General features: G+C 23.6%; 15 protein-coding genes. 3 read left to right on the top strand and 12 right to left on the bottom strand.

Annotated features, from left to right (window positions below):
* The first annotated feature begins 25 nt into the window (after nt 1–25).
* On the top strand, nt 26–844 hold the full coding sequence (locus AJ936_RS08260; protein ID WP_070274357.1) for a glycosyltransferase family 2 protein: 819 nt from the start codon (nt 26–28) through the stop codon (nt 842–844).
* A 2-nt stretch (nt 845–846) separates the two neighbouring features.
* Here AJ936_RS08260 and wlaTC read toward each other — a convergent pair whose 3' ends face one another.
* From wlaTC to AJ936_RS08245, 3 genes are read right to left on the bottom strand one after another with little or no spacing between them, the layout of a single operon-like run.
* The gene (gene wlaTC / locus AJ936_RS08255) at nt 847–1,806 is read right to left on the bottom strand and encodes a class E lipooligosaccharide biosynthesis protein WlaTC (protein WP_070274355.1); all 960 of its coding nucleotides are present in this window, start codon (nt 1,804–1,806) and stop codon (nt 847–849) included.
* Nucleotides 1,803–2,759: a class E lipooligosaccharide biosynthesis protein WlaTB gene (gene wlaTB / locus AJ936_RS08250; protein ID WP_052825460.1), complete on the bottom strand. Its 957-nt coding sequence runs from the start codon at nt 2,757–2,759 to the stop codon at nt 1,803–1,805. The genes wlaTC and wlaTB overlap by 4 nt, the downstream gene beginning before the upstream one ends.
* On the bottom strand, nt 2,752–3,525 hold the full coding sequence (locus AJ936_RS08245; protein WP_070274353.1) for a glycosyltransferase family 25 protein: 774 nt from the start codon (nt 3,523–3,525) through the stop codon (nt 2,752–2,754). Before AJ936_RS08245 ends, wlaTB begins: the two co-directional genes overlap by 8 nt.
* 70 nt (nt 3,526–3,595) lie before the next feature.
* Here AJ936_RS08245 and AJ936_RS08240 point away from each other — a divergent pair, with 70 nt between their 5' ends.
* Nucleotides 3,596–4,618, top strand: coding sequence for a hypothetical protein (locus AJ936_RS08240; RefSeq protein WP_002891861.1), 1,023 nt, complete (start codon nt 3,596–3,598; stop codon nt 4,616–4,618).
* Nucleotides 4,615–5,868, top strand: a complete 1,254-nt coding sequence (locus tag AJ936_RS08235) for a DUF2972 domain-containing protein (RefSeq protein ID WP_052821867.1) — start codon at nt 4,615–4,617, stop codon at nt 5,866–5,868. The genes AJ936_RS08240 and AJ936_RS08235 overlap by 4 nt, the downstream gene beginning before the upstream one ends.
* Before the next feature lie 31 nt (nt 5,869–5,899).
* Here the strand turns inward: AJ936_RS08235 and wlaRG are convergent, their stop codons facing one another.
* From wlaRG to rfbA, 9 genes are read right to left on the bottom strand one after another with little or no spacing between them, the layout of a single operon-like run.
* On the bottom strand, nt 5,900–6,985 hold the full coding sequence (wlaRG, locus tag AJ936_RS08230; protein ID WP_002891870.1) for a class E lipooligosaccharide biosynthesis aminotransferase WlaRG: 1,086 nt from the start codon (nt 6,983–6,985) through the stop codon (nt 5,900–5,902).
* The gene (locus AJ936_RS08225; protein WP_014517061.1) at nt 6,982–8,058 is read right to left on the bottom strand and encodes a glycosyltransferase family A protein; all 1,077 of its coding nucleotides are present in this window, start codon (nt 8,056–8,058) and stop codon (nt 6,982–6,984) included. The genes wlaRG and AJ936_RS08225 overlap by 4 nt, the downstream gene beginning before the upstream one ends.
* Entirely contained in the window at nt 8,055–8,981 is a 927-nt protein-coding gene (locus tag AJ936_RS08220) for a hypothetical protein (protein WP_014517060.1), read from the bottom strand. The genes AJ936_RS08225 and AJ936_RS08220 overlap by 4 nt, the downstream gene beginning before the upstream one ends.
* Nucleotides 8,982–9,731 (bottom strand): bifunctional 2-polyprenyl-6-hydroxyphenol methylase/3-demethylubiquinol 3-O-methyltransferase UbiG, encoded by a 750-nt coding sequence (locus AJ936_RS08215; protein ID WP_070274351.1) that lies wholly within the window; start codon nt 9,729–9,731, stop codon nt 8,982–8,984. It abuts the gene before it with no gap.
* The gene (locus AJ936_RS08210) at nt 9,728–10,252 is read right to left on the bottom strand and encodes an acyltransferase (protein ID WP_070274349.1); all 525 of its coding nucleotides are present in this window, start codon (nt 10,250–10,252) and stop codon (nt 9,728–9,730) included. Before AJ936_RS08210 ends, AJ936_RS08215 begins: the two co-directional genes overlap by 4 nt.
* Nucleotides 10,252–10,647 carry a class E lipooligosaccharide biosynthesis 3,4-ketoisomerase WlaRB gene (gene wlaRB, locus AJ936_RS08205; protein ID WP_070274346.1) on the bottom strand — a complete coding sequence of 132 codons (396 nt, stop codon included), beginning with the start codon at nt 10,645–10,647 and terminating at the stop codon, nt 10,252–10,254. The genes AJ936_RS08210 and wlaRB overlap by 1 nt, the downstream gene beginning before the upstream one ends.
* Nucleotides 10,644–11,084 carry a class E lipooligosaccharide biosynthesis 3,4-ketoisomerase WlaRA gene (gene wlaRA, locus AJ936_RS08200; RefSeq protein ID WP_070274344.1) on the bottom strand — a complete coding sequence of 147 codons (441 nt, stop codon included), beginning with the start codon at nt 11,082–11,084 and terminating at the stop codon, nt 10,644–10,646. Before wlaRA ends, wlaRB begins: the two co-directional genes overlap by 4 nt.
* A gap of 2 nt (nt 11,085–11,086) precedes the next feature.
* A complete protein-coding gene (rfbB, locus tag AJ936_RS08195; RefSeq protein ID WP_070274343.1) occupies nt 11,087–12,118 on the bottom strand; it encodes a dTDP-glucose 4,6-dehydratase in 1,032 nt (343 codons plus the stop codon).
* A complete protein-coding gene (gene rfbA, locus AJ936_RS08190; RefSeq protein WP_070274432.1) occupies nt 12,118–12,996 on the bottom strand; it encodes a glucose-1-phosphate thymidylyltransferase RfbA in 879 nt (292 codons plus the stop codon). The genes rfbB and rfbA overlap by 1 nt, the downstream gene beginning before the upstream one ends.
* Between the last annotated feature and the right edge of the window lie 7 nt (nt 12,997–13,003).

Here is a 13,003-nt window from a genome sequence, read left to right as displayed (position 1 = left end):
TATTTTAACAAAATTTAGGAAAAATATGCCACAACTTTCTATCATAATCCCGCTTTTTAATTCTTGCGATTTTATCTTAAGAGCTTTGCAAAGTTGCATAAATCAGACTTTAAAAGATATTGAAATTTTGATTATCGATGATAAAAGTAAAGATGATAGTTTAAATATGGTTTTAGAATTTGCTAAAAAAGATCCAAGAATAAACATCTTTCAAAATGAGGAAAATTTAGGCACTTTTGCAAGTAGAAATTTGGGGGTTTTGCATTCTAGTTCTGATTTTATAATGTTTTTGGATAGCGATGATTTTTTGACACCTGATGCTTGTGAAATAGCGTTTAAAGAGATGAAAAAAGGTTTTGATTTGCTTTGTTTTGATGCCTTTGTGCATAGGGTAAAAACCAAACAATTTTATCGTTTTAAACAAGATGAAGTTTTTAATCAAAAGGAATTTTTAGATTTTTTAAATAACCAAAGGCATTTTTGCTGGTCGGTTTGGGCGAAATGTTTTAGAAAAGATATGATCTTAAAAAGTTTTGAAAAAATTAAAATAGATGAGCGTTTGAGTTATGGTGAAGATGTGCTTTTTTGTTATGTTTATTTTATGTTTTGTGATAAAATAGCTGTTTTTAAAACTTGTATTTATCATTATGAATTTAATCCAAATGGAAGATATGAAAACAAAAATAAAGAAATTTTAAATCAAAATTATCACGATAAAAAGAAAAGCAATGAAATTATAAAAAAACTATCAAAAGAGTTTTTACATGATGAATTTCATCAGAAATTATTTGAAGTTTTGGAGAGAGAGGAAAAGAGTTTATGTATGAGAGCAAATAAGATTTAGCTTTATAATACTTTATGATTTTTATTTATAAATTTAAAATAGCAATATTTAATTAAATTTATAAATATATTTTTTATATTTTTATTATTAAAATCTTCTTTTAATTTTTCTTTGATTATTTTATAATACTTAATTTGATTTGTATTTATTTTTAATTTTTTTGCAATATTTTGTGGTATAAAATGATATAAAGAATCAAACCAAAAATAAACTTTTATAATGTTATAATTTTTTCGATAATTTCTAGCACACCATAAAAGCATTATTTGATCGTCATCAATTATTCCAAATGAGGTAAAATATTTTATACATTTTTGCATATGATGTTTAAATAAGAGCCAATTTTTTGATTTTGCGAATATAATACCACCTATTAAAAATGTTTCCATGGAAAAGTAAATGTTTGCTAAAGTTTGTTTATCATCATTTTTTATTGAAAAGAGATTAATTTTATTTTCATCTATACTATTTTGTTTTTGTAGATAAAAGTTAAATTGATCTTTATCTACGAAAAAATTTCCTCCATGATTAAAACCAAAATCAAGCCACATTATATTCTCATCAGTCAAACCTCTTTGTATAGCATCACATACAAAAAAAGGTTTTAAATACATAAGGTAGCAATACATAGGAGAAATACATTCTATATTATTTGGATTTTTTCTATTTATACCTTGATTATAATCTTTAAAAGTATCTATTATTTTTTTATAACCTTGCTCATCAAATTCTTGTAATTCTTTGGTTATTATTATGGTTTTGTCTTCTAAATTATGTTTTTTTCTTGTATCTAAAATTTTTTCCTTTATATTTTCTTGGGTGTATATAATCATTTTATTTTTGATACCTGCTAAAAATTCAAAATAAGATAAATATTTATCATTATCTCTTTCAAAATTTTTAATATCTTTTCTACCTATATCATAAAAAGCTGTTACTATCGTAATTTCATTATCGATCATATTGTATCCTTAAATAATATTTTATCTATCATGGAATGTTTTCTAATTTTTTTAAAAATTTTTAATGAATGTATGCTTGTTTTATTTTTTATATCATTCCATAATTTATCACTATATTTATCTTTTGCATGATATTGCAAGAGATGAATATCTGTATCATTTGTTATGTATAAATTTAAATTTAAATACTTTTTCTTTAAGGTGTCAAACAATATTTGAAACATAAAATAATATACTAATTTATTCTCATATTTCCAATAATTAATCAATATATCTTGCATTATCTTCATAATCTCATTATTTTTATTTGATAATATAAAACCATTTACAATATTAACTTTAAATTTCTCATCCCAAGAAAAAAAATTGTAATTAAAATTTATCCAATTTTTGTAATCTTGCGGTTTTTTTGTAGATCTATGAAAAATAAAAAAATCTTGATCTAAAATTTCTTTTTGAATTTCTCCGCTTAAAAACATACCAGCGTCTAGCCAAATTCCACCATAATTATTGAGCAAAGAAACTCTTAATAAATCAGAAAAAATAGTTATCGTTTTTTCTCCAAATTTTTTATCATCAATTTTTTGATAAATAAAATCAGGAAATATTAAATAATCTTTTATATTATCTTTATCAAGTAAAACAACTTCATAATTACCTTTATATTTTTGAACAGATTTAAAACACTTTTTTATAATGCAAGGTGCATTATCAATACCTTGATACCAAAATTGCCATATTATTTTTTTACCATTTATATTCCGTGTTTTTTTTATCTGTATGTTATCTAATTTATTTTCAAAGTATTTTTTTATATAAGTATTTTCCAAATAATTAGCTATATTCTCATGTTCTTTTTGATATAAGATCTTACCTTTTATAATTCTTCTATGTTTATTTAAGAAAAATGCAGAATAAATAAAATACAAGCTATATAATACAAAATTATTCATATTTTCTCAATTTTTTTAAACTAGGTATAAAAAATATGATTTTATTTTTTATCTTTTTTATATATTTTGAAATTTTACTTCTTTTTCTATATCTTCTTTTATTATCATCTTGCACATAAGTTTGGGCTCCAAATATCTCATCAGTAGTTATAACAACAGGATATAAAGCATATACATTTATTATATTATCATTACTAGTACAATGATCATATGGAAATATTATTTTTTCTAAGTATTTATACATTTTTAAGGCACCATTTTTATTGATATAATATCCATGGGTTCCATTGCCACCACTAACTAATCTTTTTGCATGATAAAAATCATCTATTTTATAATCATATCTTAAAGAAAATGGGCTTTCTATACGAAATCCATCATCTAAATAAACTTGCCTATAATGACCAAGTAAGAATAATTCTAAATCTTTTGGAAATTTATCTTTTAAACTTAAAATATAATTTAATTTTTCATCAAAATAAGCATCATCTTCTAGTATTAAACACTCATTTAAATTTAGCTCAAACATTCTTTCAAAACATTTTTTATGGGATAAAGCACACCCTATCTCACCAAGACTTAAAGTTCTACCTAAATATTTTTCCGATAAAGAAAAATCACTGATATTTTTTACAAAATCACTATCCAACTCTTTTCCATCAACAGCTTGTATGATTTCATAATCTAAATTATGCTTTAAACATAAATTCTGCATATATTCTTTTCTATCTTCGGCTATTTTTAAATTGATTATAAAAAATTTCATAAATAAAAACCTATCATAATAATTTATAAGATAAAATTATACTATAATATAAATAAAAAAGGTTATGGCAATGATATATTATCCGTATTATTTAAAAAAATATTTAGCGAAGATTGTATGCTTGTTTATACCAAATAAAAATATAAGAGCAATAATTAGAGAAAAATTACTCAATCAATTTATGCAAATAAAACTTGATAATTTAAATTCGTATATTCCAAAAGATATAGTAGATAATATAGAAAAATATGATAATGAACATTTTTATAAAATAAATCACATTATAAAATCTAAACACAAAGGATTTTTTGATTTTGATGAAAATTCGAAAAATCCAAAATCCCCTTTAAATCCATGGGCTTATATAAGAGTAAAAAATGAAGCATTAACTTTGAAAGCTTCGTTAAAAAGTATACTTCCGGCTATACAAAGAGGGATTATAGGATATAATGATTGTAATGATGGAAGCGAAGAGATAATCTTAGAATTTTGCAAACAGTATCCTTCTTTTATACCAGTAAAATACCCTTATGAAGTACAAATTGAAAATCCGCAAAGCGAAAAGAATAAATTTTACCAATTTTGTAATTATGTAATGAATTATATCCCAAAAAACGAATGGCTTATAAAAATAGATGTTGATCATATTTATGATGCTAAAAGATTATACAAAAGTTTTTATATACCTAAAAAAGACTATGATATACTTTGTTATTCTCGAATAGATTTTTATTATAAAGATGATGATAGAGCTGAGGTATTTATAGTAAAGTATAAGAGTATCAATAATATCTTGAATAACAAGAGTAATGATCAATGGTTGATAAAAAATAATCATCTTAAATGGGCAGAAAGTATGCATGAAGATAGGTATTGTATGGAGTATTTGGATATAAAAAAGTTAAAAATTTATCAAACAGAATTTTTAAATTATCATTTTCCATATTTTAAGAGAAGCTTAGATAAAAATGAGATAGAATTAATTCCCATAGATGATTTTAGTATCAAAGAATATAAAGATATAATATCACCTGATATGGTAACTAAAGAAAAATTGCTATATTTAAAAAAATATATAAAGGAAAATCAATGAAAAAATCGAAATCCATACAAATAATCAAACAACAAGGAATAGCTGAATTTATAAAATATAAAAAAATAAAAATATACACTAAATATGAGAAAAAATTTAATATCAATATTTTTACTCCTTATTTATTAAAATTTTGCAAACCTTTAAAAGATGATTATAAATTTATATTATTTAGTTATGGTGTAAGTGGGCATTGGGCTTTTAAAAGTTTTTTAAAATATTGTGAATTAGATGACTTTGTCTTATATCAGAATAATTATAGTTATTATAAAGAATATAAGAATTTTAATAAAAAAAATTATTATGTAGAAATAGCTTGGTATCAAAGTATGCAGCCAAAATATAAGCATATAAGTAAAATTTTAAATAAAAATAAGCCTGTTGTAATTTTGACAAGAGATCCTATATCTAGATTAAAAACAATGGTTAATCATGGTTCTTATAAGATTGAAGAACTTGGTAAAAATGAATTAAAAAATTTTTATATAAATGAAGATATATTTGAAAATTTAGATAGAATAAGATATACAGATAAAAATGGACATAATGCTAATCTTAAAAAACCTGATTTATCATCTATCTATTTTATCGTAAACGAAGAGCTAAGTTTTAGCTATTTTTCAAATATAAACTTGATTAAAAACAAAAATATATTATATGTAGACACGAAATCAATTTCAAAAGATAATGCATTTGCCACTATAAAAACTCTTGCTAAAGAGCTTAATTTTAAAGAACCAAATGATAATGATGAATATAAATTTAAGCAGAAATTTTGGAACGAATTGTATTATTTACTACCTTATAGACTTATTGTCAATAATGATATTTTGATAATAGTATCTGATGAAAATAAAGTATTTTTAGACAATGATAAGCATTATAATGAGATAAAAGATGATTTAATTGATATAAAAAAAGAACTTGTAAATACAAAAAGCAAGTTATTTGATAAAATTTCGATTAATATAGAAAATAAAAATTGGACCATTATTAAAGATGATAAAGCTTTAATCAATGATCTTAGAGAATATTTTGAAAAATTTATGATTATTTTAGAGAAAAAAGCGAATGAAAGACTTGAAAATATGGTAAAAGAAGAAGATGTTTTAAATTATTTAAAGGAGCATCAAGATTTAGGAAAAAAAATTAAAAATATTTTGGATTATGAATTGCAACATATAAAAGAGCATAGACCAGATATTATTAATAGTTGGGAATACTATAAAAAATTTCTTGAAATTTTTTAAAGAATAAGCGAATAAAATGGAGAGCGATCTATCAGACTTTCCATTTGTTTAATATATCAGCCACTTTTTTAAAATCATTTTCTTTCATGGTTGGCGATATAGGTAATGACAAAACTTCTTGATGGATGTTTTCTGTTACGGGTAGTTGTAAATGATTTAAATCTTTATAGCATTTTTGCTTATGAGGAGGGATAGGATAGTGTATAATAGTTTGAATATCATGATTATTTAGATAGTGTTGTAATTCATCTCTAAGCTTTGTTTTGACTACAAATAGATGCCAAACATGATCAAATTTATTACTAGGTAATATAATATTTTCATTTTTTATATTTTGTAGATAAAAATTTGCTATATTTTTTCTTTTATTATTGTCTTCATCTAAATATTTTAATTTTATATCCAAAAAAGCAGCTTGTATCTCATCTAATCTAGAATTTAATCCTATATATAAATTTTCATATTTTTTATGAGAGCCATAGTTTGCTAAAGCTCTAATTTTGGATGCAAAATTATCATCATTGGTGCAAATACACCCAGCATCCCCTAAAGCACCTAAATTTTTACCAGGGTAAAAAGAAAAACCGGCGGCATCTCCCAAATTTCCAACTCGTTTATCTTTATAAATAGCACCATGTGCTTGAGCACAATCTTCTATAATTTTTAAATTGTATTTATTAGCTAACAACTGAATTTTTTCCATATCACAAACTTGACCATAAAGATGAACAACCATGATAGCTTTAGTTTTTTTTGTGATCTTTTCTTCTATTAAATCAGGATTTATGTTGTAAGTATTGATATCAGGCTCTATCAGTATAGGTTTGCATTTATTATCAGTTATAGCTAAAATTGATGCTATGTATGTATTTGCGGGAACTATGATTTCGTCATTTTCTTTAAAGTTATAAGCTTTTATGATCAATCTTAAAGCATCAAGCCCATTTGCAACGCCTATGCAATGTTTAACCCCACAATATTTTGCAAAATTATTTTCAAATTTTTCACATTGCTTTCCAAGTATATACCAACCACTTTCTAGAATTTCTTTAAATTTTGTTATAAATTCAGTATTAAATCTATCATTTATTTGTTTTAAGTCTAAAAATTTTATCATTTGATTTCCATTATTATAAAATTAAAAATTAAAATAAATACAATTATACCCAATAATAAAGCTGTATAATTAAACATTTTTTTATATTTTCTATATTTTTTTATAAAAATATCCCCTGTATCACATTTTTTTGCTAATTGTAGATAGTCTTTAAATGTAAAATTATATTTTTCATATAAAATTTTAGCATTGGCATCATTTTTATAAAATTCCATTATTTTATGATAACCCCAATATTTTTTATATATGTTGTCAGATTCTAAAGCCATTATTCCTAAAAAAAAAGGCAATGTCTCTTGATAAGGTTTTATATTTGTTTTATTTACTTCTTTATGAAAAATTTGCTCTAATAAAAATATATTATCAAATTTTAAGTAAGTATCTAAGAGCATTTCTGTTTCTAGGTTTTCTCGAGTTGTTGTGATGCTATTATGAGAACTTATATTTGTTTTGTCCCTAGTTCTTCTGTATCTTATAAGTTGTGTTTCAAGTATTTTAATTTCGCCAATATTTAATATATCAATATGCATCTTCATATCTTGATAGTTGCACATTGAATTTGGTAAAGGATATAATTTTTCAAAAACATCTCTTTTTAAAGATAATCCAACTGATGTTAAGCAGTTGTATCGCATAAATAAATAATATAATAATTCTACCTTATTTCTTTGTTTTAATGGATATAAGCTCCCTAAAATTTCATTATTTTCATCTATACAAATCAAATTTGGATATACAGCTATAATATCATTATCTTTAAATGTTTTATAGATAATTTCTAAAGCATTTTTTTCTAATATATCATCACTTGCACAAAATACTATGTATTCTCCATTTGAGTTTTCAAAAGCTGTATTTAATGTCGCATTTATACCTTTGTTAAATTCATGTTTTATAAGTTTTATTTTTGGATCTTTAAATTTTTGAATTTCTTTTGTGCTATTATCACTTGAACAATCATCTACTATAATGAGCTCAAAATCACTAAAACTTTGCTCTAAAACACTTTGTAAAAAATAACTCACATATTTTTCATGATTAAAACATGGGGTTATGATAGATATTTTTTTCATTTTTTTACTTTATGTAAAAAATTTATTTTTGGCGAACAACTACACCCTATACTTTCTTTATAATCACATAATCCAAAATTTGGAGTAGTATGTAGAGTTGATGTGCCTATGTCAACTATTTTGAAATTCTGATTTTTATAATATAAAAATAAATTATAAGATAAAAAATTCATAGGGCGATATTTATTGCTATTTGTAGTATTTCCCCAATATACCACTCTAGTTATATTTTGGCTCATTATATGAACAATAGCAGATGCTATAGGTATATCATCTTTATATACTAAAAACAAATCTGTAGGTATAATTTTTGATGTCTGTTCTACATCTTCAATTGTCATATTTAAATTATAGTTTTTACTTTCTCTATTTTCTTTTATTATGTTAAAAACAATTTCTAATTTATTTGTTTTAATAAATTTTAATTTGTGCTCTAAAGATGAGTTTAAATTTTTTTTAGCTGCATGTTTTATTGTATTCAGATAATCATCTATATTTTCTAAATAAATTTCATAATTTACATCATAATCATTTATGCTAAAATTATTAGATATTAACGCATTTTGTAATTTTGTTATATGGCTGTAATTATAAAATAATGGTGGTGTATTAAAATATATATTTTTTTTACAATTTTCGTTAGCCCATTTAATTGTAAGTTTAATAGCTTCATGATAATATAACATCTTATTATCTTTTGATATGTTTGTTAAACATGAAAATGGTGCTGAAAAAGGAAATAGCATATCATTTTCTTTAATACCACAAGAAATAATAAATCTATTTTTATTATTTTTAAATAAAAAATATTTCACATCATTTACTTTATATTTATTATAATTTATAAAACTGACCAAGTCAAAATATGAAAATGTTAAATCAAAATTATGATATTCGCTTTCTGTTATTTCTAATATATCCATTCAAATCCTAATATTTACAAAAATTTCAGCACCAAATTCATGCATATAATCATTTAATTTGTATAAACCATCTAGTAATTTTTCATCTATAATTCCATTTTCTAAGCATAATGACATTTTAGAATGATTAAAAGGTTTTATAAAATACGAACCACTATCTAATATACACCCCGCCCCGCCAATATGATTTTTTACGAATTGTGTGAGTTTATTTAAATCAAATGTTGTATTTTGTTGAAATTTTATGGCTGTATTTGTCAAATTTCCAAGTTTATTTATCAAACCACTCTCATAAGCCCAAAGCAAATGAAAAGAATTTGAATTCGGGACATTTATATGAATTATAGTTTCTTTAATACATATTTTTAAAATATCTTTTAAAAAACTATCAGGATTATTTACTTCGTGCAATAAGCTGCTACATATTATAAAATCAAAATTATTATTTTTCAATGTTTTTGTTATATTTTCTAAGAAATCATTAAAAATTTCTATATTATCCTTTTCTTTAAAATCGCTTATAGCTTTATTATAAAATGCATCAGATGGTTCTATTATAGTTGCTTTATTAAAATTTTTATAATAATTAAAAATAGAATCCATGCCACATCCTATTTCTAAAATGTTTCTAGGATTGTATTTATTTAAAATTTCTAATACTTTTTTTCTTCTGTAATAAACCATTATTTCTTCAAAATCATGCTCTTTGCTTGTGTAATTTTTAGTATATTGTTTGATATTTCTTTTCATAGTATTTTCTTTATTTTTTTTGCTGGGGTACCAGCATAAATTGTATATTCTTCTGTATCTTTTGTTACAAGTGAACAAGCGCCTATTATACTTCCTTTTTTTATCTTTACATTTGGCATAATTGTTACATTTGCTCCAATCCATACATCATCTTCTATAATAATTTTTGCATCTCCATCATGTATTAATTTATTTTTGACATACTCACAATCTAGTAAAAAACTATTATTACATGGTCCACTATCAACTATTAAAGTGCAATCTCTAGCAATAGAAACATTATTGCCTATAAACACTTTTATGTTTTCTATCCTATTAAAAATTATATTTAAACCAATGTTTGCAAAAGAATTTTTACCAAATTGAACTCCCATTCTCTCCCAATATAATTTTCTTATTCTTGCATCTGGATAATAAACAGCAATAAATTTGCATAATCTAATAGGCATTATGCCAACATTTTTATATAGAAAATTGTAAATAAATTGATCCAAATATTCTAAAAAATATTTTTTAAGCATTATAAAACCTTTAAAAACTCATCATAATTTCTTATATACTCTTTTTCATCATAAAAATCACTTGCCAAAACTAGCAATTTTGCTCCATAAGAAAAATTTTTCATTTCTCTCCACATATTTTTACCTATATAAAGACCCATATCAGGACGATTTAAACAAATTTTTTCACAATTTTTTCCATCATTTAGTATTATATCACAAGAACCACTCATCATTATAAGCACTTGCTCTAAATTTTTATGTGCATGTGCTCCTCTTGGAAAATTTGGTTCTGTATCAAATATATAATACACCCTTTTTATCTCAAATGGAATTTCTTTATTGCTTTCTAAAGCTACTAATTTACCTCTATCATCTTTTATGGCATCTAACTTTAAAATTTTATAACTTTTCATGCCGCTTTTAAGGCATGGTTTTTATAGCATACCCCCCCCATATTATTTTTTAATTCACAAAAATACTTATAATCATAAATATACTCTTTTTCATCATAATAAGTATTTGTTAATACCAATAAAATACAATCTTTAGAAAAATTATACATTTGTTTCCATATCATTTTATCTATATATAAGCCTTTGGTTTTGTTGTTTAATATTATTTTTTGTTTTGTTTTTCCATCGTCTATTAAAATTTCGCAACTTCCATTTAAAGCTATAAAAATAAATTCTGAATTTAAATTAGCATGATCACCTCTTATTGAATCATCTAAAAAATCATATATATAAAAAATTCTTTTAATTTCAAATGGACAATTTACATCTTTTTGATGGACATTTAATATTGAATTTTTACTATTTATGGCTTTGAATTTTAATATTGTATAGTTCAAATTTAACCCCTGTATTTTTTAATGTACCATTGTATAGTTTTATCTAAACCGCTATTAAAATTTTCTTGTGCTTTCCAATCTATAACCCTTTGTAATTTTGTCGAATCTATGGCATATCTTCTATCATGACCGACTCTATCCTTTACAAAAATAATTTGTTCTTTATAAGAAGTCTTTTTTGGCAATACATTATCTAAATAAGAACAAATTTTATTAGCTATGTCTATATTTTGCCATTCTTCATTTGTTCCTATATTAAAGGAATCAAAAAAAATATCATTTTTGTTTATTTTTTCAAAAGTATATTTATAAATATTTTCTATAGCTATGCAATGATCTTTTACATATAGCCAATCTCTTATATTTTTACCATCTCCATATATAGGAATCGGAGTCCCATTTAAAGCATTTCTTATTATAGTGGGTATAAGTTTTTCATCGTGCTGAAAAGGTCCATAGTTATTAGAACAATTAGAGATAACAGCATTTAATCCATAAGTATAATGATAACTTCTAACAAGCATATCAGCACTTGCTTTTGAAGCTGAATAAGGGGAATTTGGAGCATAAGCGTTATCTTCTGTAAATTTTCCATTTTCTCCTAAAGATCCATAAACTTCATCTGTACTTATTTGATAAAAGAAACTTTGTTTAAATTCGTCTTTTTTAAGAAAAGGTTCGAGAAACCAAGTTTTATAAGCTGAGTTTAATAAATTCCAAGTTCCGTATATATTTGTTTTTATAAAAATATCTGGATTTTTTATGGAATTATCTACATGTGATTCTGCTGCAAAATTTATAACCGCATTTATTTTATATTTTCTGAAAATTTCATTAATCAAAAAAACATCACTTATATCTCCTTGAATAAATATATAATTAGGATTATTTTTTAATTCATTTAAATTTGATATATCGCTAGCATATGTTAAAAAATCTAAATTTATAATTTTAGCATCTGGATTTTTCTCAAAAAAATATAATAAAAAATTACTACCTATAAAACCAGCTCCGCCAGTAACTAAAATATACATTATTTTCCTTGACTAAGTATTTTATATAAATATTGACCATAATTACTTTTTGAAAGTAACAATGCTCTTTTTTCTAGGACTTCATTATCTATCCAGTTGTTATTGTAGGCTATTTCTTCCAAGCAGGCAATCTTATAACCCTGCCTTAATTCTATGGTTTGCACAAACGAACTAGCTTCTATAAGACTATCGTGAGTTCCTGTGTCAATCCAAGCAAAACCTCTTCCTAAATGTTGTGATTTTAGCTTATTTAACCTTAAATATTCTATATTTACATCTGTTATTTCAAGTTCTCCTCTTGCACTTGGTCTTACATTTTTTGCAATATCTATAGCATCATTATTATAAAAATATAAACCAGTTGCCACATGGTTGCTTTTTGGATTTTTGGGTTTTTCTTCCAGGCTTAAAACATTTCCATTTTGATCTATTTCTACCACTCCAAATCTTTCTGGATCTTTTACATGATAAGAAAAAATACTAGCAAATCCTTTTTTTAAGTCATCTTTTGCATTTTCCAAAATATCACTAAAGCCTTGTCCGTAAAAAATATTATCTCCTAAAATTAATGCAATATCATCATCTTGAATAAAATCTTGCGCCAAAATAAGTCCTTGTGCTAAACCTTCTGGACGCTCTTGAATTTTATACTGAATTTGCATTCCAAGAAAAGAACCATCTTTGAATAGCTCTTTAAATCTATCAATATCTTTTGGAGTAGAAATAATCAAAACTTCTTTAATTTTTGCAAGCATTAAAACAGACATAGGATAATAAATCATTGGTTTATCGTATATAGGTAAAAGTTGCTTGCATAAAGTTAATGTGCTAGGATAAAGTCTAGTTCCACTACCTCCAGCTAAAATAATGCCTTTCATTGTTGCA

It is taken from the genome of Campylobacter sp. BCW_6877, from assembly GCF_001762445.1.
GTDB lineage: Bacteria > Campylobacterota > Campylobacteria > Campylobacterales > Campylobacteraceae > Campylobacter_D > Campylobacter_D jejuni.
Note: the sequence above shows the minus strand (reverse complement) of the source record. Positions and strands in the feature narration are given on the sequence as shown.

Excerpts from the sequence above, each read along its gene's own strand:
- AJ936_RS08260 (WP_070274357.1), top strand. The coding sequence starts at position 26 with ATGCCACAACTTTCTATCATAATCCCGCTTTTTAATTCTTGCGATTTT.
- wlaTC (WP_070274355.1), bottom strand. The coding sequence starts at position 1,806 with ATGATCGATAATGAAATTACGATAGTAACAGCTTTTTATGATATAGGT.
- wlaTB (WP_052825460.1), bottom strand. The coding sequence starts at position 2,759 with ATGAATAATTTTGTATTATATAGCTTGTATTTTATTTATTCTGCATTT.
- AJ936_RS08245 (WP_070274353.1), bottom strand. The coding sequence starts at position 3,525 with ATGAAATTTTTTATAATCAATTTAAAAATAGCCGAAGATAGAAAAGAA.
- AJ936_RS08240 (WP_002891861.1), top strand. The coding sequence starts at position 3,596 with ATGATATATTATCCGTATTATTTAAAAAAATATTTAGCGAAGATTGTA.
- AJ936_RS08235 (WP_052821867.1), top strand. The coding sequence starts at position 4,615 with ATGAAAAAATCGAAATCCATACAAATAATCAAACAACAAGGAATAGCT.
- wlaRG (WP_002891870.1), bottom strand. The coding sequence starts at position 6,985 with ATGATAAAATTTTTAGACTTAAAACAAATAAATGATAGATTTAATACT.
- AJ936_RS08225 (WP_014517061.1), bottom strand. The coding sequence starts at position 8,058 with ATGAAAAAAATATCTATCATAACCCCATGTTTTAATCATGAAAAATAT.
- AJ936_RS08220 (WP_014517060.1), bottom strand. The coding sequence starts at position 8,981 with ATGGATATATTAGAAATAACAGAAAGCGAATATCATAATTTTGATTTA.
- AJ936_RS08215 (WP_070274351.1), bottom strand. The coding sequence starts at position 9,731 with ATGAAAAGAAATATCAAACAATATACTAAAAATTACACAAGCAAAGAG.
- AJ936_RS08210 (WP_070274349.1), bottom strand. The coding sequence starts at position 10,252 with ATGCTTAAAAAATATTTTTTAGAATATTTGGATCAATTTATTTACAAT.
- wlaRB (WP_070274346.1), bottom strand. The coding sequence starts at position 10,647 with ATGAAAAGTTATAAAATTTTAAAGTTAGATGCCATAAAAGATGATAGA.
- rfbB (WP_070274343.1), bottom strand. The coding sequence starts at position 12,118 with ATGTATATTTTAGTTACTGGCGGAGCTGGTTTTATAGGTAGTAATTTT.
- rfbA (WP_070274432.1), bottom strand. The coding sequence starts at position 12,996 with ATGAAAGGCATTATTTTAGCTGGAGGTAGTGGAACTAGACTTTATCCT.